Genomic DNA, 23,771 nt, shown 5'->3' on the forward strand with positions numbered 1-23,771 from the left:
AGGACTCCAAGGTCATCGTCGCCGTCAACAAGGACGAGGAGGCCCCCATCTTCCAGGTGGCGGACTACGGCCTCGTCGGCGATATCAACACCGTCATCCCTGAACTCAAGGCGGAAATCGCCAAGGTTAAGGGATAGGATCACTCTGGCTGCGGCCGGACCACCACCGGCCGCAGTTTCGGGGAGGCCCGCCCCGGTCACCGGCAACAAGGCGAAACGAGAGAATCATGCCGCTCGAGATCAAGAAGGTCGGGGTCATCGGCGCAGGCCAGATGGGCAACGGCATCGCGCACGTGTGCGCGCTCGCCGGCTACGACGTGGCGCTGAACGACGCGGACCCCGACCGCATCCGCTCCGGCCTCGCCACCATCAATGGCAACATGGCCAAGCAGGTGGCCAAGGGCACCGTGTCCGAGACCGACCGGCAGGAAGCCCTCGCCCGCATCGTCGCCGCGGACAAGACCGAGGATCTCGCCGACTGCGACCTCGTGATCGAATCGGCCACCGAGCGGGAAGAGGTGAAGCGCAAGATCTTCTCCGGGCTCTGCCAGGTGGTGAAGCCGGAAACGCTGCTCGCCTCCAATACCTCCTCCATCTCCATCACCCGCCTCGCCGCCGCCACCGACCGGCCGGAGCGCTTCATCGGCATTCACTTCATGAATCCGGTGCCGCTGATGGAGCTGGTCGAGCTGGTGCGCGGCATCGCCACCGACGACGAGACCTTCGAGGCCTCCAAGACCTTCGTCACCCGCCTGCACAAGACCTATGCGGTGGCCGAGGACTTCCCGGCCTTCATCGTCAACCGTATCCTCCTGCCGATGATCAACGAGGCCATCTACACCCTCTATGAGGGCGTGGGCTCGGTGGATTCCATCGACCGCGCCATGAAGCTCGGCGCCAATCACCCCATGGGTCCGCTCCAGCTCGCCGACTTCATCGGCCTCGATACCTGCCTCGCGGTGATGCAGGTGCTGCACGAGGGGCTCGCCGATTCCAAGTACCGGCCCTGCCCGCTGCTGGTGAAGTATGTCGAGGCCGGCTGGCTCGGCCGCAAGACGCAGCGCGGCTTCTACGACTATCGCGGCGAGAAGCCCGTCCCCACCCGCTGAGGCATCCGGCGGGGAGGTCGGGCACCCCGGCCTCCCCGCGGATCAGCCCGGCCCAGCGCCGCCGGGCTCATGGTCATCGCCGGCTGCGGCGGCGGGCAGTTCCACCCGCTGCAAAAGACCGCCCCCGGGCCGGTTCGAGAGGATGAGCCGCCCGCCATGGCGGACGATGATCTCGTTGGCGATGGCGAGGCCGAGGCCCGCCCCGGGGATCTTCACCTGCCGCGCCGGATCGACCCGGAAGAACGGCTCGAACACCCGCCCCATCAGCGCCTCGGGAATGCCGGGGCCATCATCCTCGATCACCAGCACCACCCGCGCCGCATCCGCGCTGACCGCGAGCCGCGCGCCGCCGCCGTGGGTCGCGGCATTGACCGCGAGGTTGCGCACTGCCCGCTTGAGCGAGAGCGGCCGCCCCGCGACGCACGCCGGAGACGCGGCGAGGAGGACGATGGCGAGCCCGATCTCCTTCAGTTCCATCGCCACATCGGCGGCAAGACGGTCCATCCGCACCGTCTCCAGCGTGCCGCCCTCCACCTCCTCGCGCACCAGGCGGATGGCGCTGTCGGCGATGCGGTCCAGCTCCGCGAGGTCGGAGAGCCACTGGGCGCGCTCCTCCTCGTCCGGGATGAATTCCGCGCGCAGGCGCATGCGGGTGAGCGGCGTGCGCAGGTCATGGGCCGCGCCGGCGACGATGCGCATGCGGCTGTCCATGGAGGCCTTCAGCCGCGCCGAGAGCCGGTTGATGGCGACCGCCGCGGCGCGCACTTCGGTCGGCCCCCGTTCGGGCAGCACGGGCGGCTCGCCGTCGGGACCGATGCGGAGCGCCGCCTCCTCGATGAGCGAAAGCGGCTTGGTGAGCCGGCGCACCGCGAACACCGCCACCACCGTGACCCCGGCGACCATGAAGGCAAGCCACGCGGCGAAGCCGAACGTGCCGCCCGGAGGGCCGGGCGGTGGCAGCGGCTGACGGCGGCCATCCACCACCAGCCAGCGCCCGTCCGGCAGCGCCAGGGCGGTGACGCCCGTCGGCCCGCCGGGGGGCGCGGAACCGGGCCCATCCGGCGCTCCGGAGGGCGGCGGGCGGCGCAACACCCGGACGGGCAAGGTCGAGCCGAGCCTTGCCAGCGCCTCGCTCATGAGACGGGTCTCTTCCGGATCGATCTCACCCGCGGGCGGCACCGGGCGCAGCAGCGCCTCGCCGGCTTGTGACCGGACCTCGGTGCCGCGCGGAACGGCCGCGGCCAGATCGGCCATGATGAGAAGGTCCGCCGCATGGGTGCCGTGGTCGCCGAACGGCGGCCAGAGCGGGCGCGCGACGAAGAAGGAGGCGCCATTGGCCAGCGCGATCACCACCAGCACCGCCACCACGAGGATGGCGGAGACCTGGGCGCGCAGGGTCCTCACAGCGCGTCCTCGATGTCCACCCGCACGGAGAGCTGGTAGCCGCCGTTGCGCAGCGTCTTCAGGATCTGGAACGCGCCCTGGTCGCCGAGCTTGCGCCTGAGCCGGCTGACCAGCACGTCCACCGAACGGTCGAACGGGCCGGCCTCCCGCCCGCGGGTGATGTCCAGCAGCTGATCGCGGGAGAGAATGCGGCCGGGCCGCTCCAGGAAGGCCATCAGCAGGTCGAACTCGGCCCCGGTGAGGGGCACCTCCGCGCCGTCCGCCGCCGTGACGCGGCGCAGGTCCGGCTCGGCGCGGAAGCCGGCGAAGCCATAGGCGCGGACGGCGGAGGAGGCGGGATCGGTGACGCTGGTGCGCCGGAGGACGGCGCGGATGCGGGCCACCAGCTCCCGCGGATTGAACGGCTTGCCGAGATAGTCGTCCGCCCCGATCTCGAGGCCGATGATGCGGTCCACGTCTTCCTTCAGGGCGGTGAGCAGGATCACCGGGATCCGCGAACGGGCGCGCAGGGCGCGGCACAAATCGAGGCCGGAGGCGTCGGGCAGCATCAGGTCCAGCACCACGAAATCGATGCGCTGGGTGGTGAGCTTCTCTTCCATCTCCCGCCCGTCGCCGGCCGCCGTCACGCGGAAGCCCTGCGCGGCGAGATAGCGGCTGAGCAGCTTGCGGATTTCGAGATCGTCGTCGACGACGAGAATATGCGGACCGTCCTGTTGCACCGGTTCCTCCGTTCGGGCCGATGCTAGCCCGCCTCCCCTGCCGCCGCACGCATCCGTGCTTCCCAGCATTGCCACGGGGCGGCTGGCAACATTGCGTTACAAAATCCGCCCGGCAGGACATCTAACGATACCTCCCCGACCTCATTTGGCTACGAGCCGCCTCCATCCTCGCGTCAACCTGATGGACAGGAGGCACGCCATGACGTGCAACACGCCGATGCCGAAGACGCCGCGCCAGAGTTTCCGGGCCCTCATCCTCGCCGGGGCCACCCTCGGCATTCTGGCCGTCGCGGGTTTCATCGTGTCCTCCCCGGGATACGCCAAGGTGGACGACCACATGCCCCCGCAGGACCAGTTCGCGGCCGGGCCGGACACTCCGCCCATGCCCTTCGGTCCGCCCGGTCCTCCCGGCGCGCCCCATGGCCCCGCTGGCGGTCCTCCCCCCGGTCCTTTGGGCCTCGCCCGCAACCTCGCAGCCGCCGAAGCCGCCCTCGGCATCCGCGCCAACCAGCTCGACGCCTGGCGCGACTTCACCGATGCGCTGCAGGAGGCCTTGCCACCCCCGCCGCCGCCACCTCAGCCCGGTGCCGCGCCGCTCTCCCTCGTCACCGCGTTCGGCGCGCGCAGCGAGGAGGCCGGCAAGGCCGGAACCCGGCTCCTCAAGGCCGTGGACGCCCTGAAGACGCGCCTCTCGCCCGACCAGATCGAGAAGCTGGGCCGCCTCGAATTCGCACTTCTGCCGCCGCCTCCGCCGCCTCCCGGCGCGCCGCTCGGCGGCCACCCCGATCACCTCCCGCCGCCCCCTGCGCGTCCGTGAGGTCACGAGAAGGAAGGGAATCTCGCCGCCCTTGATCTTCCCTTCCCCGCAGCGGGCGTGCCTCGGCACGCCCGCTGTCCGCATTTCAGGCCCCGTCCCAACCCGTCACACGCCTGTCGCGCGTTGCACCTATTGATCTGAAAACGGTTTCACGCTCCATTGGAGCCCACCGGGGTCGGACGTGCCGCGCATCGTCACCATCAGGACCGTCGCCGAGCGCGCAGGCTGCTCCATCGCGACGGTCAGCCGCGTCATCAACCGCTCGGCGCCGACCAGCGCCGAAGTTGAGGCCCGGGTCCGTGCGGCCATCGACGAACTGGGTTTCCGCCCCAGCGAGATCGGCCGGGCGCTGAAGACGCTCAAGACCCGCACCCTCGGCGTCCTGATCCCGAGCCTCACCAATCCGGTGTTCGCCGCCTCCGTGGCGGGGATGCAGGCGGCCGCCCGCGAACGCCGCCACACCCTCCTCCTCACCGCCACCGACTACGACCCCGCCGCCGAGGCGGAGCTGGTGGAAACGCTGGTGGCGCAGAACGTGGCCGGCCTCGTGCTCACCGTCGCCTGCGCCGAGAACAACGCCACCCTCGACCTGCTGGAGGCGGAGAGCATCCCCTTCGTGCTCGTCCACAACGAGCCGGACACCGATGCCCGCGCCGCCGTCTGCGTGGACAATGCGGCGGCCACCTGCGCCCTCACCGAAGCGATGATCGCGGCCGGGCACCGCAACATCGCCTATCTCGCCGGCCGCTTCGCCACCTCCGACCGTTCGCTCCGGCGCTATGAGGGCTATCGGGCGGCCATGGAGACGGCCGGGCTTGATGCCGCCGCGCCGCTGGAACTCGACTATCTGGGCGACGCGCCGAGCCACGCCGCCGCGCTCGCCGGCCTGTTCGGCGGCATTACCGCCCCCACCGCGGCGCTGTGCTCCAACGATCTGCTCGCCCTCTCCGTCACCGGCGCGCTGCGCGACCTCGGCATCCGCGTGCCGGACGACGTGTCAGTGGCCGGCTTCGACGGCATCGCCCTCGGCCGGGCCATGAGCCCGAGCCTCGCCACCGTGGACACCCCCACCCGCCTGATGGGCGAGCGGGCCGTGGAGCTGCTGTTCGAGATGATCGAGACCGGCGCCGCCCCCCGCGTGGAGCGGCTGCCCTTCAGCCTGCGGTCCGGCGGCACCCTTGCCGCCGCGCCGAAGCGAGCCCGCCGACCGGAATCCACCCCACCGTCCCTCCCCACCCCGTGAGGTCCGCCATGCGTCCCCTCAAGACTCTTTCCGCCGCGACGCTTTCCGCCTTCGCGCTCGTCGCCGTGGCAGCCATCGCCCCCGCTCGCCCGGCCGCGGCGGCGGATGCCATCTGCTACAATTGTCCGCCCGAATGGGCCGACTGGGGCGCCATGCTGAAGGCCATCAAGGCCGACACCGGCATCGACGTGCCGCAGGACAACAAGAATTCCGGCCAGTCCCTCGCCCAGATCCTGGCGGAGAAGGCGAGCCCGGTGGCGGACGTGGCCTATCTCGGCGTCACCTTCGGCATCAAGGCGAAGGACGCCGGCGTCACCCAGCCCTATGAGCCCAAGGGCTTCGCCGACATTCCCGAAGGCCTGAAGGACAAGGACGGCAACTGGTTCACCATCCATTCCGGCACGCTCGGCCTGTTCGTGAACAAGGATGCGCTGGGCGGCGCGCCGGTGCCGGCCTGCTGGGCCGACCTGCTGAAGCCCGAATACAAGGGCCTCGTCGGCTATCTCGACCCCACCTCCGCCTTCGTCGGCTATGTGGGCGCGGTGGCGGTGAACGGCGCGCTGGGCGGCTCGTTCGACGACTTCAAGCCGGGCATCGAATACTTCAAGAAGCTCCAGGCCAACCAGCCCATCGTGCCCAAGCAGACGTCCTACGCCCGCGTGGTCTCCGGCGAGATCCCGATCCTGTTCGACTATGACTTCAACGCCTACCGGGCGAAGTACAACGAGAAGGGCAATTTCGCCTTCGTCATCCCCTGCGAGGGCTCCGTCGTCGTCCCCTATGTGATGACCATGGTGAAGGGCGCGCCGCACCCCGAGGCGGCGAAGAAGGTGCTCGACTACGTGCTCTCCGACAAGGGACAGGCCATGTGGGCCAAGGCCTACCTGCGCCCCGCCCGCAACATCACGCTGCCGCCGGAGATCGCCAGCCGCTTCCTGCCGGCCTCGGACTATGCCCGCGCCAAGCCCGTGGACTATGCCCGCATGGAGACCGCGCAGAAGGCCTTCTCCGACGCCTACCTCAACAACGTGAAGTGAGGCGGGCGTTCGCCTGAAGCCATGCACAGCGCCGATCGCCTCGCCCGCCTGTTCCTGCTGCCGTTGTTCCTGTTCGTGGCGGCCTTCTTCCTGCTGCCGATGGTGCGGCTCGTCGGCGTCGCGGGGTCCGGCCCCAACGGGATGGCGGAATATGTCGCCATCCTCACCAACCCGAGGCACCTCGCGACCCTGGTCGCGACCCTCGCCCTCTCGGCGGCGGTGACGGCGGCGACCCTCGCCATCGGCACCGTCGTCGCTCTGTTCCTGGCCCGCAACCGCTTCTGGGGCCGGCCGCTGCTGGTCTCGTGCCTCACCCTGCCGCTGGCCTTTCCCGGCGTGGTGGTGGGCTTCATGGTCATCCTGCTGGCCGGCCGGCAGGGGCTGCTCTCCAGCCTGTCCATGGGCCTCGGCATGGGGCGATGGGTGTTCGCCTATTCCATGGCCGGCCTGTTCGCGGGCTACGTCTATTTCTCGCTGCCGCGCGTGCTGGTGACGCTCATGGCCGCGGTGGAGAAGCTCGATCCGGCATTGGAGGAGGCGGCCCGCTCGCTGGGCGCGGGGCGCTTCGAGGTGCTGCGCGACGTGACCCTGCCCGGCATCGCCCCGGCGCTGATGGCCTCCGGCGCCATCGCCTTCGCCACCGCCATGGGGGCGTTCGGCACTGCCTTCACGCTGGCGACGCGCATCGATGTGCTGGCGATGACCATCTATACGGAGTTCACCCTCAACGCGAACTTCGCCACCGCGGCAGCTCTCTCCATCGCCCTCGGCCTCATCACCTGGGCGGTGCTCGCCCTCTCGCGCAACCTCGCCGGTGGCGGCGTGGCGGCGGCCGGCTGAGGCGCGCCATGAAAACCCACCGCCTCACCTTCGCCTTCCAGCTGTTCGTGACCCTGCTGGCGGCCGCCTTCCTGATGGTGCCGGCCGGCGCCTCCATCCTCGCCGGCTTCACCGCCAACTACTTCCGGGGCGTCTCCTCCGGCCTCACCCTGGATTGGGTGAAGCAGGTGCTGGCGCTTTATTCGGACACCATCTGGCTTTCCATCGGCATCGCGCTCGGAACCCTCGCGGCGACACTCGTCCTCGCCGTGCCCGCCGCCTGGGCGCTGGTGCGGCGCCCCTCGCGCCTTGCCCGCATCGTGGAAGAGGTGGTGACGCTGCCGGTGGCGGTGCCCGGCCTTGCCTTGGCGCTGGCGCTCATCCTCGCCTATGGCGCCATCCGCGAGTTCCGCATGAGCCCGGCCTTCATCCTCACCGGCCACGTGCTCTACACTTTGCCCTTCATGCTGCGCGCGGTGATGGCGGTGCTCGCCGCCGTCGATATCCGCTCGCTGGAGGAAGGCGCGGCCTCGCTGGGCGCCTCGCCGCTGCAACGCTTCTTCCATGTGGTGCTGCCCAATGCGAAGGGCGGCATCCTCGCCGGGGCGCTGATGGTGGTGACGCTCTCCATCGGCGAGTTCAACCTGACCTGGATGCTGCACACGCCGCTGACCAAGACGCTGCCGGTGGGCCTCGCCGACAGCTACGCCTCCATGCGCCTCGAAATCGCGAGCGCCTACACGCTGGTCTTCTTCGTCATGATCGTGCCCCTGCTCCTCGCCCTCCAAGTGTTCGGCCGCACCACCGGGAGCGCGCGATGACCGCACCCACCGGCGCCGCCATCTCCATCGCCGGCTGCGGCAAGACCTATCCGGACGGCACGCGGGCGCTCTCCCCGGTGGATCTGGAAGTGAAGGCCGGCGAAACGCTGGTGCTGCTCGGCCCCTCCGGCTGCGGCAAGACCACGTTGCTGCGCCTCATCGCCGGGCTGGAGACGCCCGATGCCGGCGGGCGAATCGCCTTCGACGGGGCGGACGTGACGGCCCTGCCCATCGAGAAGCGCAACGTGGGCATGGTGTTCCAGTCCTACGCCTTGTTCCCGAACATGAGCGTCATCGACAACGTGGCCTATGGCCTGCGCGTGCGCGGGGTGGCGACGGCGGCGCGGCGGGCGCAGGCGGCCTCGGTGCTCGCCATGATGCGCATCGAGGCTCTGGCCGAGCGGCGCATCGACCAGCTCTCCGGCGGCCAGCGCCAGCGCGTCGCCCTGGCCCGGGCACTCGCCGTGCGGCCGCGCGTGCTGCTGCTGGACGAGCCCCTGACCGCCCTCGACGCCGCCCTGCGCGAGCATCTGCGCAGCGAGATCGACGCGCTGCTGCGCCGCCTCGCCATCACCGCCGTCTATGTCACCCACGACCAGGCGGAAGCGCTGGCGCTGGGAGACCGCATCGTGGTGATGAAGAACGGCGCCATCGCCCAGGTGGGCACGCCGCGGGAGGTGTACTTCCGGCCGGCGGATGATTATGTCGCCGGCTTCGTCGGCATTACCAACCGGCTGGAGGGCATCGTGCGCAACGGCCGATTCGAGACCGCCGCCGGCATCCTGCCCGTCGCCGCCCCCGACCGGACCAAGGCGCACCTGCTGTTCCGCCCCGAGGCGGTGCGCCTCGTGAGCCCGGCCGAGGCGACACTGGTGTTCCAGGTGGCGCAGGTGGAGTTCCAGGGTCCGCGCCAGCGGGTGACGCTGAATGCCGGCGACGGAGCCCGCATCATCGCCGAGGCGCCCGCCGACCTCGACCTCGCTGCCGACGCGGCCATCGGCCTTGCCCTCGATGCCAACCGCTACACTCTGGCCTGACCCATGCTGATCGCCCAGCTCACCGACACCCACATCCGCCGCCCCGGCACGCTCGCCTATGGGGTGGTGGACACCGCGACCTATCTGGAAGCGGCGGTGGCCCACATCCGCGCCCTCGACCCGCGCCCCGATGCGGTGATCGTCACCGGCGACCTGACCGATTTCGACGACCCGGAGGAATTTGCCCGCTTCCGCGCCATCGTCGCGCCCCTCGGCCTGCCGCTGTTTCCCGTGCCCGGCAATCACGACAGCTCCGGCGGGCTGCTCAAGGCCTTCCCGGAGATCGCCGCGCGCTGCGCGGGTGGGCGCGTGAACTATGTGGTGGAGGAATTCCCGCTGCGGCTGGTGATGCTCGATTCCACCGTCTACGGCCGCCCCCATGGCACGCTGGGCGATGAAGGCCTCGCCTTCCTCGATGCGACGCTGGCGGCAGCGCCGGACCGGCCGGCATTCGTCTGCGCCCACCATCCGCCGTTCCTCACCGGCATCCGCCACATGGACGTTCAGAACCTGTTCGATGCCGCGGCGCTGGAGGCTGTGCTGCGGCGGCATCCGCAGGTTGTCGGCTTCACCTGCGGCCATGTGCATCGGGCGGTGACGACCACCTTCGCCGGCATCGCCGCCACCATCGCCCCGGCCCCGGCCCATTCGGTCAGCCTGGCGCTGGACCCGGATGCGCCGCCCACCTTCCACATGGAGCCGCCCAGCCTTTCGCTGCACCTGTTCGCGGAGGGACGGCTCGTGACCCACCGTAGCTTCATCGGCAGCTTTTCCGGCCCACATCCCTTCTTCGGGCCGGACGGCAAGGCCATCGGCACGCCCGCCTGAGGCTCCAAAACAAAAAGCCCCGGCAGAGCCGGGGCTTTTCAATCGGGGAGAGATCGGGTCAGCCGCCGGCCACCGGCAGCGGGATCGGCGCCGGGCCGGCCGCGGTGCTGCGCGAGGCGGTGTGCTGCGCCACCCGGTCCGCGTAAGGCAGCTCCAGCCGCTCCCACACGTCCGACAAGGCGGTCGCCAGATGGGCGATGAGCGCGTCGTCGTGGAACGGAGTGGGGGTGATGCGCAGGCGCTCGGCACCGCGCGGCACGGTGGGGTAGTTGATGGGCTGGATGTAGATGCCGTACTCGGCGAGGAGAAGGTCCGACGCCATCTTGCAGGCCTTGGCGTCGCCCACCATCACCGGGACGATGTGGGTCGGCGTCTCCATCTGCGGCAGGCCGGCGGTGGCGAGAGCCGCCTTGACCTTGGCCACCTGGGTGCGCTGGCCGGTGCGCTCGGCCTGCGAGTTCTTGAGGTGGCGCACCGAGGCGGTGGCCGCTGCGGCGATCGCCGGCGGCAGCGCCGTGGTGAAGATGAAGCCCGGCGCGTAGGAGCGCACGGCGTCGATGACGAGGCGCTTGCCGGTGATGTAGCCGCCGACCACGCCGAAGGCCTTGCCCAGCGTGCCCTCGATCACGTCCACCCGGTGCATGACGCCGTCACGCTCGGCAACGCCGCCACCGCGCTCGCCATACATGCCGACCGCGTGCACTTCGTCGAGATAGGTCATGGCGCCGTAGCGCTCGGCCAGATCGCAAATCGCGCCGATGGGGGCGATGTCGCCGTCCATGGAATAGACGCTCTCGAACACCACCAGCTTGGGCCGGTCGCCCGCCGCCTTCAACAGCTCTTCGAGATGGTCGAGGTCGTTGTGGCGGAAGATGGCCTTCTGCCGGCCGCCGTGGCGGACGCCCTCGATCATGGAATTGTGGTTCAGCTCGTCCGAGATCACCACGCAGTCGGGGATCAGCTTGACGATGGTGGAGATGCCGGTGGCGTTGGAAATGTAGCCCGAGGTGAAGACGAGGCCGGACTCCTTGCCGTGCAGGTCGGCCAGCTCGCGCTCCAGCATCACGATCTCATGGCTGTTGCCCGAGATGTTGCGGGTGCCGCCGGCGCCGGCGCCGCGCGCCTTGGCCGCGTCGCACATGGCGGCGACCACGTCGGGATGGCTGCCCATGCCGAGATAGTCGTTGGAGCACCACACCACGATGTCGCGCGGACCGCCCGGCGAGTGCCACACCGCCCGCGGGAAGTGCGAGGCGTCGCGCTCGATCTCGGCGAAGGTGCGATAGCGGCGCTCCTTGCGCAGGGCGTCAATGGCGTCGGCGAAGAAGGTATCGTAGATCATTCCGAACCCTGCGGCGGCAGACGGGATCGCGGGTGGATCCTCATTGTTCTAAGATTATGCTGCAACCTTGCTCCTTGTATTGATGCCAATCAAGAGCCGAGCGCGACGCGCGGCGATCCGGCGCAACCCACGGCCAGAACTGCACAAATGCCGCAGCGCAGCAGGCGGCGCGGAAGAGAGTGACGGCAAGCTTTCGCCCGAGGTTGGCACCTGGAAATGAGCGGCGGGGTCCGCACGCCCGGAGAGCATTGCGAGTGGCTCAGACCTGCCCTGCGCCGCTGCACTGATCTTCATCAAATTGCCCCTTGCATGGGCGGGCCGAATCCCCTAAATCCGCGTTGCCCAAATTCGCACGTGCCTGTGGTCGCGTGTCGGTCGGTAGGATCTCCGGACAAGAGGCCGGAAAGCTGCCAGGACGATCGACAAGCCGGAGGGAACCGGCCCACCCCGCTCCTCAATGCGGGGGACGTGACTTGAAGCAACGACGTAAGGGCTTTTTTGGTCTCGGTCGGCCCTCCAAAGGTCGGCGTTACTAAAGAGGCACTACATCTTGCCGGCCGTGCGGAGCGGGACTTCCCTCTCCAATCGTGCGCAGTCGTCCTCGCTCCTGCTTTGCCTTGCGGCCAAGCGGGCGGTTCTGCTGCCGTTCGGTCCGATGATGCGGCCGGGTAAAGCCCCGGCGAAGCGGGTACGGCCCGCAGACGGTCGGCGTGTCCACATCGCCGGGCGAATGCGAGCGCGTGCCCCGGGCTCTCCCAGAAGGAGCGTCCGTCCTGTCGTCGCGCAGTTCCCTGCGCTTCACTGGCTTCAGGTCACGGGGAGGTATCCATGACCGATCGCATCCGCGAATTCCTGCGTACCCGGCGAGAGGATGGCCCCTGCGTGGTGGTGGACCTCGACGTGGTCCGCACCAACTATCTCTCGTTCGCCCGCGCGCTGCCGGACACCCGCGTGTTCTATGCCGTGAAGGCCAACCCCGATGCCGCCATCCTGAAGGCGCTGGAGGAGCTGGGCTCCTCGTTCGACTGCGCCTCCACCGGCGAGATCGACATGGTGCTCGCCACCGGCGCGGGCGCCGACCGCATCTCCTTCGGCAACACCATCAAGAAGGAGCGCGACATCGAGCGCGCGTTCAAGGTGGGCGTTCGCCTGTTCGCCGTCGATTCCTACGAGGAAGTCGAGAAGATCGCCCGCGTCGCCCCCGGCGCCAAGGTCTTCTGCCGCATCCTCTGCGACGGTGCCGGCGCCGAGTGGCCCCTGTCCCGCAAGTTCGGCTGCGAGCCGGAGATGGCCGCGGACGTGCTGGAGCACGCCCATCGCCTCGGCCTCGCCGCCTATGGCGTGTCCTTCCACGTGGGCTCGCAGCAGAAGAACGTGCACGCCTGGGACGGCGCGCTCTCCTCTGCCGCCGCGATCTTCCGCGCCTGCGCCGAGCGGGGCATCTCGCTGTCCATGGTCAACCTGGGCGGCGGCTTCCCCACCCGCTACCTGCAGGACGTGCCGGGCGCCATCTCCTATGGCGAGGCGATCTTCGCCTCCCTGCGCCGCCACTTCGGCAACGCGATCCCGGAGACCATCATGGAGCCGGGCCGCGGCATGGTGGGCAATGCCGGCCTGATCGAGACCGAGGTCGTCCTCATCTCGAAGAAGTCCGAGCAGGACGCCATGCGTTGGGTCTATCTCGACATCGGCAAGTTCGGCGGCCTCGCCGAGACGATGGACGAGGCGATCCGCTACCCGCTGCGCACCCCGCGCGACGGCGACGACACCGCCCCCTGCGTTCTCGCCGGCCCGACCTGCGATTCCGCGGACGTGATGTATGAGAAGACCCCGGTCGAGCTGCCGCTTTCGCTCTCGATCGGCGACAAGATCATCATCGAGGCGTGCGGCGCCTACACCACCACCTACTCGGCGGTGGCGTTCAACGGCTTCCCGCCGCTGAAGTCCTACGTGATCTGAAGGCGGCTTCAGCCGCCGAAGATCCAAGCTCCCGTGGCCCCTGATTGGAGCCACGCGGAAACCCGCCCGCGCGGCGCCCGAGCGTATTCCGCGACCCGGCCGCAGAAGGTCCCCCGGCACTGGCATGACGCCGTCCGGGGCATGAGGAGGGGACGTGTCCCCTCGTCTTCCGCACCCGTCCCTGAAGGCATTCGCCCCGAAGGTATTCCCTGGCTGTGATGCAGCCGGGACGGGCTTCTTCACCTCTCACGTTGGCGCAAGGAGCTGCCGATGACCGAGATCGTGCTTGAATCCGTGGAAGATGTGGCCCCCCGCGAGGCCCTGCTCGACCTGTGCATGGGCGAGGGGCGCAAGGCCAAGTCCTCCGAGCGTCTGCGCGAGGGCCGCCTGCCGGCGGAAGGCCTCGCCTTCTCCGCCCACGGCCCGGACGGCCGTCTGGCCGGCACCGTGCGGCTGTGGAACGTGACGGCGGGCCCCGCCCGTCCGGCGCTGCTGCTCGGCCCGCTCGCGGTCCATCCCTGGTTCCGCGCCCACGGGCTCGGCGGCGCCATGATGCGCGCCTCCATCGCGGCGGCGCAGGCCAAGGGCCACGGCGCCATCCTTCTGGTGGGCGATGCGGCCTATTACGAGCGCTTCGGCTTCTCCGCGGAGAAGACCGGCGAGCTGTGGATGCCCGGCGCCTACGACCGCAACCGCCTGCTGGCGTTGGAGCTGAAGGCCGGCGCGCTGGACGGCGCCCGCGGCCTCATCAGCCCCACCGGTGCCCGCATCGCCCTGCCCTCGCTGGAAGAGCTTCTGGCGCCGGTACTGCTGAAGTCCGCCTGATCCGATCGCGCGACGACACAGGAAAATCCCCGGCTCGATCCGTCGAGCCGGGGATTTTTGTTTCGGGGTCCGGGATCAGGTCAGCCCTTCCGAGGCCGCTTCGGTTTTGGAGCGGCAAGGCGGTGGGCCGCCTGGAGCGCGGAGGCCAGCGTCGCCTCGTCCACCACGGTGAGGTCGCAGCGGGTGGCGCCCATCCGCCCCCATCCGCCCGGAACCGGCGCGAAGGCTTCGGGCACCTGCTCGCAGTAGAAATCGCGCAGGTCGGGATCGAACATCAGATTGAGGTCGAGCCCGCTCGGCCCCAGCGTCGCGAAGATCTTGCGCGGCGTGCGGAACGCCTTGCGATCGACGTGCGGCGCCTCGCTCGCCTCGGGCAGAGCGAGGGCCATCTCCCGGACACGGGCGGCATCGACAGCCATGGAAGGCCTCCCTTTCAGCGGGAGGCCTCCGCAGGCCTCACCGCACGATGATGTTCTTGAACTGCCAGGGATCCTCGAGGTCGAGATCCTCGGGGAACAGCTTCTGGCGTCCGGTGAGGGGCGTCCAGTCCGTATAGGTGCCGATCATCGGGCCGAGATAGGGCGTCTGCACTTCGAGGCAGCGGCGGAAGTCCATCTCGTCGGCTTCGACGATGCCCGCCTCGGGGTTCTCCAGCGCCCACACCATGCCGGCGAGCACGGCGGAGGTCACCTGCATGCCGGTGGCGTTCTGGTAGGGGGCGAGTTCCCGCGTCTCCTCGATGGAGAGCTGGGAGCCGAACCAGTAGGCGTTCTTGGCGTGGCCGTAGAGCAGCACGCCCAGTTCGTCGATGCCGTCGACGATCTCGTGCTCGTCGAGGATCTTCCAGCTGTCCTGGAAATGACCGCCATTGCCGAACATCTCGTGCAGCGACAGCACCGCGTCGTTGCAGGGGTGGTAGGCGTAGTGGCAGGTCGGGCGATAGACCACCTGGTCGCCATCGCGCACCGTGAGGTAGTCGGCGATGGAGATGGCCTCGTTGTGGGTGACGAGGAAGCCGTACTGCGCCTGCGGGGTCGGGGTCCACGAGCGCACGCGGGTGGCGGCGCCGGGGGACATCAGGTAGATGGCCGCGCCGCAGCCCGCCTCATGGGTGCGGCCGTCCGGCGGCAGGGTCTTCTCGTGGGTGCCCCAGCCCAGCTCGGCGGGCTGCAGGCCCTCGGAGACGAAGCCCTCCACCGACCAGGTGTTCCAGAACTGGCCCATCACCTTGGGCTCGCGGGCGCGCTGGGTGTCGCGCTCGGCGATATGGATGCCCTTGATGCCGAGGCTGCGCGCGAACTGCGCCCACTCCTCGCGGGTCTTCGGCTCGGGCCGGTCGAGGCCGGTATCGGCGGCGACGTTGAGGAGCGCCTGCTTCACGAACCAGGACACCATGCCCGGATTGGCGCCGCAGGTGGACACGGCGGTGGTGCCGCCCGGATTGCGACGGCGGGCGGCTAGCAGGCTCTCGCGCAGCGCATAATTGGTGCGCGCGGCGGTGGGCATGGCCTCGTCGAAATAGAAGCCCTTCCAGGGCTCGATGACGGTGTCCACATAGAGGACGCCAAGTTCGCGGCACAGCTCCATCACGGCGATGGAGGACACGTCCACCGAGAGGTTCACGCAGAAGCCCTGGCCGGCGCCGTTGGTGAGCAGCGGGGTCAGCAGGTCGCGGTAGTTCTCGGCGGTCACTTCCGACTGGACGAAGCGGATGCCCCGGGAATCAAGCAGCTTGCGGTGGTCCGCCACCGGATCGATCACCACCATGCGCTCGCGGTCGAAATCGAAATGGCGCTCGATGAGCGGCAGGGTGCCCCTGCCGATGGAGCCAAATCCGATCATCACGATGGGGCCGTCGATCTTTGCGTGGACCGGCCAGTCGCTCATGGTGAAACACTCCTCGGGGTGGCGGCGCCGGCTCGTTACGGCGCCGCGAAAGTCACAGGACGCGCGAAAACGGGGGAACCCGTGGGATCGGCGCGGCGTGGAAACGATGCCGCGCAAGGGCGCGGCGTGGGTGTAGACGCCGCGCGCAAGCGCGGGCGGGCGCACCATGGGAAAAGCGCAGCCCGGCGTCAACCGAAGAGCTTGAGCAAAGCCGGCAAACCAAGCAGCGGCAGGGCTTGGCTCAGCGCCGGGTCTCGACTTTCACCGGCATGGCATCGACGTGGAAGAGCGCGGGAAAAAGCCGCGTCCAGAGCGCCACGACCATGAGCGTTCCAACGCCCCCCACCACCCCCGCGCCCACCGCGCCGATGAGCGCGGCAACCATGCCGGACTCGAATTCGCCGAGCTGGTTGGAGGTGCCGACGAACAGGGAATTCACCGCGCTGACCCGCCCGCGCATCTCGTCCGGCGTGGAGAGCTGCACCAGCGAGGAGCGGATGACCACGCTCACATTGTCCGCGGCGCCCAGCACGAACAACGCGCCCAGCGACAAAAGGAAGCTGGAGGAGACCGAGAACACCACCGTCGCCAGCCCAAACACGGCCACGGCGGCGAACATGACGTGTCCCACCTGGCGCGTCGGCGGCCGGCGCACCAGCACGATGGACATGAGCACCGCCCCCACCGCCGGCGCGGCGCGCAGGGCGCCGAGGCCCTGCGTTCCCACATGCAGGATCTCGGCGGCATAGATGGGCAGCAGCGCGGTGACGCCGCCGAGCAGCACCGCGAACAGGTCGAGGGAGATGGAGCCCAGCACCACCGGGCTGCGGCGGATGAAGGAAAGGCCGGAGAGCAGGGTCTCGAGGGTCATGGCGCTGCGCGGCCCCGGCGCGTGGACATGGCGGATGAAGGCCATGGCAACCGCCGCCACCCCGTAGCAGACCGCCGCCAGCGTCAGCGGCACGGCGGGTCCGAAGATGTAGGCGAAGCCGCCCACCGCCGGGCCGGCAATGGTCGCCATCTGCATGGCGGAGGAGGCCACCGCCAGCGCCCGCGGCAGCACCTCCCCGGGCACGAGGCGGGGCAACAGCGCCGCCATGGTGGGTGCCTCGAAGGCGCGGCTCGCCCCGATGGTGACGACGGCGGCATAGATCGGCAGGAGGCCGGCATGGCCGGAGCCCTCCGCGAGGGCGAGGGCGCCCACCGTGAGCGCCGACAGCGTCTGGCAGGCCAGCACGATGCGCCGCCGGTCGAAGGTATCGGCCACATGGCCCACCAGCAGGGTCAGGCACAGGATCGGCAGGAATTGCGCGAGGCCGACGAGGCCGAGGGCGGCGGCGCTGCCGGTGAGGCTGTAGACCAGCCAGCCCACCACCACCCCCAGCATCTGGAAGGCGAGGGCCGAGCAGACCCGGCTGATCCAGAACAGGATGAAGGCGGGATGATCCCGAAGCCGTATCCCGGCTGAAGATGCGGCCGCGGTCACGGCTGCATCTGGGGGCGGCGCGGGGGAGATGTCGGCAGGCAGGTTGACGGGCAAATCACGGGGCAGATCCGCGCGGTGGCACGTCCGTGGGCCGGACGATCCTTGGACCCTGCCCGCGTACCGTTGCAGGCAGGGGTTGGCAACCCATGCCCCAACGTCCGCTCACGAACCGTTCAGGTGCTTGCGGTTCAGCCGCCCGCCGGTCAATCGCTCGCCAGGATATGGTTCTGGACGATGGGATAGACCTGACTGGCCCATTTGCGTCCCGAGAACACGCCGTAGTGTCCGACGCCCGCCTGCATGTGGTGGCGCTTCTTGTGCGGTCGCAGTGCCGAGCAGATGTCCTGCGCCGCCATGGTCTGGCCGATGGAACAGATGTCGTCCCGCTCGCCCTCCACCGTCAGCAGCGCCGTCTTGCGGATGGCGCGGAAATCGATGGGCCGGCCGCGATAGGTCAGTTCGCCCTTGGGCAGCCGGTATTCCTGGAACACGTAGCGCACGGTCTCCAGGTAGAATTCGGCGGCAAGGTCCAGCACGGCGAAATATTCGTCATAGAAGGCCTTGGTGGACTCGGCCTTCTCTTCGTCGCCCTCCGAAAGGGCATTGTAGAGGTCGAGATGCGCCTTGACATGGCGCGAGTAATTCATGCTCACGAAGGCGGTGAGCTGGAGGAAGCCGGGATAGACCCGCCGCCCCGAGCCGGCAAAGCCCTTCGGCACGGTCGAGATCAAATTCTTCTCGAACCACGAGATGGGCTTGGAGGTGGCCAGCTCGTTCACCTTGGTGGGGTTGATGCGGCAGTCGATGGGGCCGGCCATGAGCGTCATGGAGGCCGGCACCGCCGGGTTCTTCTCCTGCCCCATCACCGCCGCGGCGACGAGGGCCTGCACGCACGGCTGGCACACCGCCACGAGATGGGCGCCCGGCCCCAGGACTTCCAGGAAGCGGATGACGTGCTCGACATAGTCGTCGAAGCCGAAGGGGCCGGCCGAGAGCGGCACCTCGCGGGCATTGTGCCAGTCCGTGATGTAGACGTCATGGTCCGGCAGCATCGTCTTCACGGTGTTGACGAGCAGCGTCGCGAAATGACCCGACAGGGGCGCGACCACGAGGACGCGCGGCTGGGCGATGTCCACGTCCTTCTTGAAGCGCAGCAGGGTGCCGAAGGGCAGGACGGCGGTGTTTTCCTCCGTCACCTGAACTTCGCGATTGCCGACTTCAACCGTTTTGATGCCGAAAGACGGCCGGCCATGGGAGAGGCCGGCACGCTCGATGAGCTCGTAGGCGGCCGCAAGCTGGCGGAAGCCGAGATGGCCGTATCCATTGATGAGAGGGCCGTTGAGGGTCTGCCGCGCGAGGCTGGCGAAGAACCTCATCGGGCTCATGAGGTCGGCCTGGGCCTGATAGGCGGAGTACATCATGACAGCGTGCGCCGGACCGTCCGGCACCGCGGTGCCAGAGGAGTGAACCTGGAAGAAGTCTGCAGCATGATGCCGAAAGGTCCTTCTGCTCCGCGTCCCCCACGCCCGGCCCCCGACGGCCGGCGGAAGCATTAAGTAGTTGTCGCAGGCCCAGCTTTCCGCTTTGCAGCAAGCCTGAACGGATGTACCTGTTAAGTTGATATTGGAGCTATGCGTGGTGCATTGCAACACGCATCCTTAGCAGCAGGGCCGAAGGCCGAGCGACCGCGCCGGATGCCCGACCAAAGTCGAAGCCGCCGGCTGCGCCAAGAACAAGCATGCGCCAAGAGCAAACAAAGGCGGAAGGGTCGAGGGGAACGGTCAGGTCAGGGATCGCAAATCCGAGGCACGGGACAGGCATGGCGACGCTCACCATCTCCAGCAAGAATTACTCCTCCTGGTCCATGCGCGGCTGGCTGCTGTGCAGGATGGCCGGCCTCTCCTTCGATGAGGAGCGGGTACCGACCGACGATCCCGACGCCAAGGCGGAGCTGCTGCTGCTGTCGCCCTCCTTCCTCGTCCCGCGCCTGGTGCACGAGGACGTGACGGTGTGGGACACGCTGGCCATCGCCTCCTTCCTCAATGAGGTCTTCCCCGAGGCCGGGCTGCTGCCCGCCGACCGCGCGGTGCGCGCCCACTGCCTCTCCATCTCCGGCGAGATGCATTCGGGCTTCGCCAACATGCGCTCGGCGCTGCCGATGAATATCAAGGCGCACTATCCCGGCTTCAAGGTCTGGGCCGGCGCGCAGGCGGACATCGAGCGCATCGCCGCCATCTGGCGCGGCTGCCTCACCGCCCACGGCGGTCCGTTCCTGATGGGCGCGACGCCCACGCTGGCCGACGCCATGTATGCGCCCGTCTGCTCGCGCTTCACCACCTACGACGTGAAGCTCGACCCCGAATGCGAGGCCTACCGCGCCCGCATCATGGCGCTGCCGCTGGTTCGCGAGTGGATCGACGGCGCGATCTCCGAGCCGGAAGAGCTGGAAGAGCTGGACGCCGAATTCTGATGCGGCCGGGTCCAGTCCCGTGATCGAAACGGCGGCCGCCGCCGTCTCCTCCGTGAACCTGGGCCTGATCGCCGTTGGTTTTGCCGTGCTCGTTCTGGCGGGCATGGTGAAGGGCGTCATCGGCATGGGCCTGCCGACGGTCGGCATCGGCCTGCTCAGCGTGTTCCTCGCCCCGGCCGAGGCGGCCGCGCTGCTGATCCTCCCCTCCACCGTCACCAATTTCTGGCAATACTTCACCGGGCCAAACGTGCTCGGCATCGCCCGGCGCTTCTTCTGGATGATGGTGATGGTGGCGGCCGGCACGCTTGTCGGCGGCCTTCTCCTGGGCGGCCTCGCCTCGCCCGCCGCGCAGCCGGTGCTCGGTGCAACGCTGCTGGCCTATGGCGCGCTGGGCCTGTCCTCGGTGCAGTTGAAGGTGCCACAGCGGCACGAGCCGTGGCTGTCCCCGCTGATGGGCTTCCTCACCGGCCTCGTCACCGGCACCACCGGCGTCTCGGTCATGCCCTCGGCGCCCTATCTCCAGTCTCTGGGGCTGGCGCGGGATGATCTGGTGCAGGCCCTCGGGCTCACCTTCATCGTCTCGACCACGGCGCTTGCCGTGGTGCTGTTCCATCCCGACGACGGTGGCGGGGCGCTGGCCGATCCCGCCGCGGCGCTCGCCTCCGCGGCGGCGTTGCTGCCGGCCTTCATCGGCATGCAGCTCGGCGCCATGGTGCGCCGGGCGGCCTCGCCGCAGATGTTCCGGCGCATCTTCTTCTCCGGCCTCGGCCTGCTCGGCACCTACATGCTGGTGCGCGGCCTCCTCTGAGCCGGCCGCCGCTCACGCCGCCCGCCGCTCACTCGGAGAGGCGGTGGATGTCGTGCACGACGATGCCGATGGAATCGTCCGGCTTCCGCATCCATTCCTTCTGCCGAAGCGTCTTCACCGTGTCCTCGTAGCCGGTCTGCCAGTGCTCGCGCATGGAGGTCTGCGAGAACTCGTAGTCCTTGGATTCCCGCTCGTAGGTCTTTTCCTGATAGATCAGGTGGCAGATGTTGACCGGGCCGGAGCTGGCATAATCGTCGATGAGGGCGATGTCCTCTTCCGTACGCAGCTGCTCGGGAATGCGCTGGAGCGCGTCGTAGAGCTTCGAGCGCAAATCCTGAACCCGCCGGAACACATCGGTGGTGTAGCGGGTGCGGCTGGAATAGCTGATGTCCTTCTGGCGCTCCGACACGTCAAACATGTCCCGCGGCAGTTGTCCGCGGGCGCTGAACAGATCCACCTGGAACACCAGCGCGCTGGGGTGGTCCGGCTGGTCGAGCAGGAACTGGAGCGGGGTGTTGGAGACGACGCCGCCGTCCCAGTAGAACTCGCCGTCGATCTTCACCGCCGGGAAGCCGGGCGGCAGCGCGCCGGAGGCCATGATGTGCTCGGGAGCGATCTTGTGCTCCTGATTGTCGAAATAGATGAAATTGCCGGTGCGCACGTTCACCGCGCCCACCGAGAAGCGCTTCTCGCGGGAATTGATGCGGTCGAAGTCCACGAGCCGCAGCAGGGTCTCGCGCAGGGGGGCGGTGTCGTAGAAGGAGGTGGCGCCGGCGGCGCCCGAGGGCAGCAGCCAGGGATTGGGGAAGCGCGGGGTGAAGAAGCCGCGCTGTCCCTGCAGGATGGTCCGGGTGGCGCTGAGCTGGTTGCGCCACTGGCGGAAGATGTCGCCTTCCAGGTTGATCGGCAGGATGCGCTGGGAGGTGATGGTCTCCCAGAAGTCCCTGAGCTTCGTCACCCGGTCCTGCGGCGCGTTGCCGGCAATGATGGCCGAGTTGATGGCGCCGATGGACACGCCGGAGATCCAGTTCGGATCACACCCGACCTCCGACAGCGCCTCGTAGACGCCGGCCTGATAGGCGCCGAGCGCCCCGCCGCCCTGGAACACCAGCGCCACGCGCTTGTACTCGTCGATGATATCGCACAGCTCGCTGGAGCGCTGGTTGGCAGCGTCGGTCATCGCCCTCACCTTCTTTGAAGTTGTTTCCCTCGACCGGCGGCGCGCAGGACGCCGCCGGAAGCCGGACGTCAGGCGCCGTTTTCCTTCATGTAGTCGTAGACCACCTTGCCCATGCCGAGGGTGAGATCAGCCTTGATGTGCACGGCGGAGAGCACCTCCAGCACCGGCAGGGCCGCGACGTTGCACAAGGCGTGGGGAAACAGGCCGAGGGCGCCGGGCCCGACCCAGCATTCCTTCAGCGTGATGTCCTCCAGATAGTAGCTCACCAGCTCGCAGATGCGCGGCGTGGCGTCCACGTCCGGGATGATCTTGAGCAGGAAGCTCGGGGTGAGCAGGGAGGCGAGGATCTTCTCCTTGTCGCCGGCCACCCACTTGTAGCCCATGGTCGCGGAAGCGCAGAGCACGCTGCCGTAATGGAGCGTGCCGACCAGCGTGTCGGTCTCCACCTTGAGCTTCGGCTGGGCGTACTTCTTGGGAAAGCCCCACAGCTCGCGCCCGCCGGCGATGGGGGATTCGTCGTCCAGATACATGGAGTGGACGTAGCCGCCCTCCTGGCCGTTGAAACGGACCGGGATGACCTGTCCGGTCTCGGTGTAGTCACCGAAGCCGGTGGAATCGGGCATGCGGATGAATTCGTACTTCACCACCGGCTCGGTGACCTCGAGCGGCTCGGGCACCACCTTCGCGAGCGCCTCCGGATCGGTCCGGTAGGTGATGATCATGTATTCGCGGTCGATGAAGCGGTAGGGCCCCGGTGGGAACGAGGGGTTGGTGAGCGGCATCGAGTAGGCAGTGCGGCGAACGTCAGCGATCTTCATCGGCAGTCTCTCGTGCGCTTGTCCCGTTTCGCACCTGCGAATGGACGCCGCCAAGGTAGAGCGGACGGGCGCCCGTGAAAAGCCGCCCGCGGCATGCGTTTCCTGCCCGGCTAAGGACTTGGTGCGCGGCACCGAAACCGCGGCGGTTCAGAAGGCTAGCAGGCCGCCCTGACCCTTTTCCGTCCCGAACGCAACGGCCCCGCCGGAGCCGTGCCAGGCGATGGCGGTCACCGGGTCATTGTCGGGCGCGCGCAGCAGGATCTCGGCGCCGTCCGAGATGCGCACCATCATCACCATGCCGTCCTCGTAGCCGATGGCGACCACCGGGTCCTTGGGGTGGGGTGCCACGACAGTCACCCGCGAGGTGGGCGAAGGCGCCAGCATGGCCGGCTCCTTGCCCATGGGGCCGTCCTTGGCCTGGAACGGCCACAGGATGGCCTCGCCCGAGCCTGACGTGGCGAGCCACTTGCCGTCGGCGGTGAAGGCGAAGGACTTCACCCGCGAGGGATAGCCGGACATGCGCATGTGCGCGCCGTCCACCACGCGCCAGCCGTGCAACGCCGGCTCCTGCATGGTGCTGACGAGGAAGCGGCCGTCCGGCGAGAACGTCACACCGAGGTGCGAGCCCTTCCAGCCATAGACCTCCGGCTTGGCGCCCGCCGCGTTGGGAAACCACAGCGACACGCCGCCGTAATGCGCCACCGCGAGGCGCAGGCCCTTGGGGGCGAAGGCGAGGCCGCCCACGGTGGAGGGCACCTCCAGCGACTTCGGCTCCCCCTTCTGCTGCAACACATGGGCGACCTTGCCGGCCGAATAGGCGACGGCCCCGTCCGGCCCCAGCGCCACCCGGTCGATCCAGCGGCCCTTCTGCTGCGCCAGTTCGCGGGTGGTGCCGTCCGCCAGCGTCTCCATCACCCGCCCGTCGTCGCCGCCGGTAACCAGCCGCTTGCCGTCGGAGGCCGCGCTGAGCACGCCGCCGTCGTGAACCGGAACCAGAACCGGCGCTGCGCCCTCCTCCAGCCCGATCAGGGAGGCCGTGCCGTCCGTCCCCACGAAGGCGGCCTTGGACTCGAGGAAAGCGAGGGCGACGACGCCGGCCTCGAAGGCGAGCGGCCGGACCTTGCTGGTGAGGCTGGACGGGGCGGAAACCATGGTGCTCTGAT

22 protein-coding genes and 1 pseudogene are annotated in these 23,771 nt (G+C 68.8%); 13 read left to right on the forward strand and 10 right to left on the reverse strand.

The window, feature by feature from the left end; all coding sequences use genetic code 11:
* Positions 1-137 (forward strand): annotated as a pseudogene (locus tag ACE3QW_RS17190) (electron transfer flavoprotein subunit alpha/FixB family protein); the annotation flags it as partial.
* Between the two features lie 89 nt (positions 138-226).
* Positions 227-1,108: a 3-hydroxybutyryl-CoA dehydrogenase gene (locus ACE3QW_RS17195; RefSeq protein ID WP_029556091.1), complete on the forward strand. Its 882-nt coding sequence runs from the start codon at positions 227-229 to the stop codon at positions 1,106-1,108.
* Between the two features lie 42 nt (positions 1,109-1,150).
* Here the strand turns inward: ACE3QW_RS17195 and ACE3QW_RS17200 are convergent, their stop codons facing one another.
* A complete protein-coding gene (locus tag ACE3QW_RS17200) occupies positions 1,151-2,512 on the reverse strand; it encodes an ATP-binding protein (protein WP_374252777.1) in 1,362 nt (453 codons plus the stop codon).
* Positions 2,509-3,231 carry a response regulator gene (locus ACE3QW_RS17205; RefSeq protein WP_250165333.1) on the reverse strand — a complete coding sequence of 241 codons (723 nt, stop codon included), beginning with the start codon at positions 3,229-3,231 and terminating at the stop codon, positions 2,509-2,511. Before ACE3QW_RS17205 ends, ACE3QW_RS17200 begins: the two co-directional genes overlap by 4 nt.
* 199 nt (positions 3,232-3,430) lie before the next feature.
* On the opposite strand from ACE3QW_RS17205, the gene ACE3QW_RS17210 reads away from it, so the two are divergent.
* The 7 genes from ACE3QW_RS17210 to ACE3QW_RS17240 all read left to right on the forward strand — a co-directional run bounded on the left by ACE3QW_RS17210 (position 3,431) and on the right by ACE3QW_RS17240 (position 9,833).
* Positions 3,431-4,048 (forward strand): hypothetical protein, encoded by a 618-nt coding sequence (locus tag ACE3QW_RS17210; RefSeq protein WP_374252780.1) that lies wholly within the window; start codon positions 3,431-3,433, stop codon positions 4,046-4,048.
* A 181-nt stretch (positions 4,049-4,229) separates the two neighbouring features.
* Entirely contained in the window at positions 4,230-5,291 is a 1,062-nt protein-coding gene (locus ACE3QW_RS17215) for a substrate-binding domain-containing protein (protein WP_374252782.1), read from the forward strand.
* 8 nt (positions 5,292-5,299) lie between these two features.
* A complete protein-coding gene (locus tag ACE3QW_RS17220) occupies positions 5,300-6,328 on the forward strand; it encodes an ABC transporter substrate-binding protein (RefSeq protein WP_374252784.1) in 1,029 nt (342 codons plus the stop codon).
* Positions 6,329-6,349: 21 nt separating this feature from the next.
* Complete coding sequence (locus ACE3QW_RS17225) at positions 6,350-7,168, forward strand: ABC transporter permease (protein WP_029556097.1); 819 nt, start codon at positions 6,350-6,352, stop codon at positions 7,166-7,168.
* An 8-nt stretch (positions 7,169-7,176) separates the two neighbouring features.
* A complete protein-coding gene (locus ACE3QW_RS17230; protein WP_374252786.1) occupies positions 7,177-7,968 on the forward strand; it encodes an ABC transporter permease in 792 nt (263 codons plus the stop codon).
* Positions 7,965-9,005 carry an ABC transporter ATP-binding protein gene (locus ACE3QW_RS17235; RefSeq protein ID WP_374252788.1) on the forward strand — a complete coding sequence of 347 codons (1,041 nt, stop codon included), beginning with the start codon at positions 7,965-7,967 and terminating at the stop codon, positions 9,003-9,005. The genes ACE3QW_RS17230 and ACE3QW_RS17235 overlap by 4 nt, the downstream gene beginning before the upstream one ends.
* 3 nt (positions 9,006-9,008) lie before the next feature.
* Positions 9,009-9,833, forward strand: coding sequence for a phosphodiesterase (locus tag ACE3QW_RS17240; protein WP_374252790.1), 825 nt, complete (start codon positions 9,009-9,011; stop codon positions 9,831-9,833).
* A gap of 58 nt (positions 9,834-9,891) precedes the next feature.
* On the opposite strand, the gene hemA is transcribed toward ACE3QW_RS17240, so the two are convergent.
* A complete protein-coding gene (gene hemA, locus ACE3QW_RS17245; RefSeq protein WP_374252792.1) occupies positions 9,892-11,175 on the reverse strand; it encodes a 5-aminolevulinate synthase in 1,284 nt (427 codons plus the stop codon).
* A gap of 828 nt (positions 11,176-12,003) precedes the next feature.
* On the opposite strand from hemA, the gene ACE3QW_RS17250 reads away from it, so the two are divergent.
* On the forward strand, positions 12,004-13,134 hold the full coding sequence (locus ACE3QW_RS17250; protein WP_374252794.1) for a type III PLP-dependent enzyme: 1,131 nt from the start codon (positions 12,004-12,006) through the stop codon (positions 13,132-13,134).
* A gap of 270 nt (positions 13,135-13,404) precedes the next feature.
* Entirely contained in the window at positions 13,405-13,959 is a 555-nt protein-coding gene (locus tag ACE3QW_RS17255) for a GNAT family N-acetyltransferase (RefSeq protein ID WP_250165341.1), read from the forward strand.
* 80 nt (positions 13,960-14,039) lie between these two features.
* Here the strand turns inward: ACE3QW_RS17255 and ACE3QW_RS17260 are convergent, their stop codons facing one another.
* From ACE3QW_RS17260 to ACE3QW_RS17275, 4 genes are all read right to left on the reverse strand, one after another.
* Positions 14,040-14,378 (reverse strand): MmcQ/YjbR family DNA-binding protein, encoded by a 339-nt coding sequence (locus ACE3QW_RS17260; RefSeq protein WP_374252796.1) that lies wholly within the window; start codon positions 14,376-14,378, stop codon positions 14,040-14,042.
* 37 nt (positions 14,379-14,415) lie between these two features.
* Positions 14,416-15,846, reverse strand: coding sequence for a homospermidine synthase (locus ACE3QW_RS17265; RefSeq protein WP_029556105.1), 1,431 nt, complete (start codon positions 15,844-15,846; stop codon positions 14,416-14,418).
* Between the two features lie 241 nt (positions 15,847-16,087).
* The gene (locus ACE3QW_RS17270) at positions 16,088-17,332 is read right to left on the reverse strand and encodes an MFS transporter (RefSeq protein WP_374252798.1); all 1,245 of its coding nucleotides are present in this window, start codon (positions 17,330-17,332) and stop codon (positions 16,088-16,090) included.
* 203 nt (positions 17,333-17,535) lie between these two features.
* The gene (locus ACE3QW_RS17275) at positions 17,536-18,753 is read right to left on the reverse strand and encodes a polyhydroxyalkanoate depolymerase (RefSeq protein WP_029556107.1); all 1,218 of its coding nucleotides are present in this window, start codon (positions 18,751-18,753) and stop codon (positions 17,536-17,538) included.
* Positions 18,754-19,151: 398 nt separating this feature from the next.
* Between ACE3QW_RS17275 and ACE3QW_RS17280 the strand changes: the two genes are divergently transcribed.
* Both ACE3QW_RS17280 and ACE3QW_RS17285 read left to right on the forward strand, forming a co-directional pair.
* On the forward strand, positions 19,152-19,802 hold the full coding sequence (locus tag ACE3QW_RS17280) for a glutathione S-transferase family protein (protein ID WP_024276784.1): 651 nt from the start codon (positions 19,152-19,154) through the stop codon (positions 19,800-19,802).
* Positions 19,803-19,821: 19 nt separating this feature from the next.
* Positions 19,822-20,610 (forward strand): sulfite exporter TauE/SafE family protein, encoded by a 789-nt coding sequence (locus ACE3QW_RS17285; protein ID WP_374252799.1) that lies wholly within the window; start codon positions 19,822-19,824, stop codon positions 20,608-20,610.
* Positions 20,611-20,638: 28 nt separating this feature from the next.
* Here ACE3QW_RS17285 and ACE3QW_RS17290 read toward each other — a convergent pair whose 3' ends face one another.
* The 3 genes from ACE3QW_RS17290 to ACE3QW_RS17300 all read right to left on the reverse strand — a co-directional run bounded on the left by ACE3QW_RS17290 (position 20,639) and on the right by ACE3QW_RS17300 (position 23,760).
* A complete protein-coding gene (locus ACE3QW_RS17290; protein WP_029556109.1) occupies positions 20,639-21,790 on the reverse strand; it encodes a patatin-like phospholipase family protein in 1,152 nt (383 codons plus the stop codon).
* 68 nt (positions 21,791-21,858) lie between these two features.
* Complete coding sequence (locus tag ACE3QW_RS17295) at positions 21,859-22,608, reverse strand: acetoacetate decarboxylase (protein ID WP_374252801.1); 750 nt, start codon at positions 22,606-22,608, stop codon at positions 21,859-21,861.
* 147 nt (positions 22,609-22,755) lie between these two features.
* Positions 22,756-23,760 (reverse strand): WD40 repeat domain-containing protein, encoded by a 1,005-nt coding sequence (locus tag ACE3QW_RS17300; RefSeq protein ID WP_250165347.1) that lies wholly within the window; start codon positions 23,758-23,760, stop codon positions 22,756-22,758.
* Positions 23,761-23,771: the final 11 nt, after the last annotated feature.

The sequence above is a fragment of the Xanthobacter sp. genome (assembly GCF_041911315.1).
Classification (GTDB): domain Bacteria; phylum Pseudomonadota; class Alphaproteobacteria; order Rhizobiales; family Xanthobacteraceae; genus Xanthobacter; species Xanthobacter aminoxidans.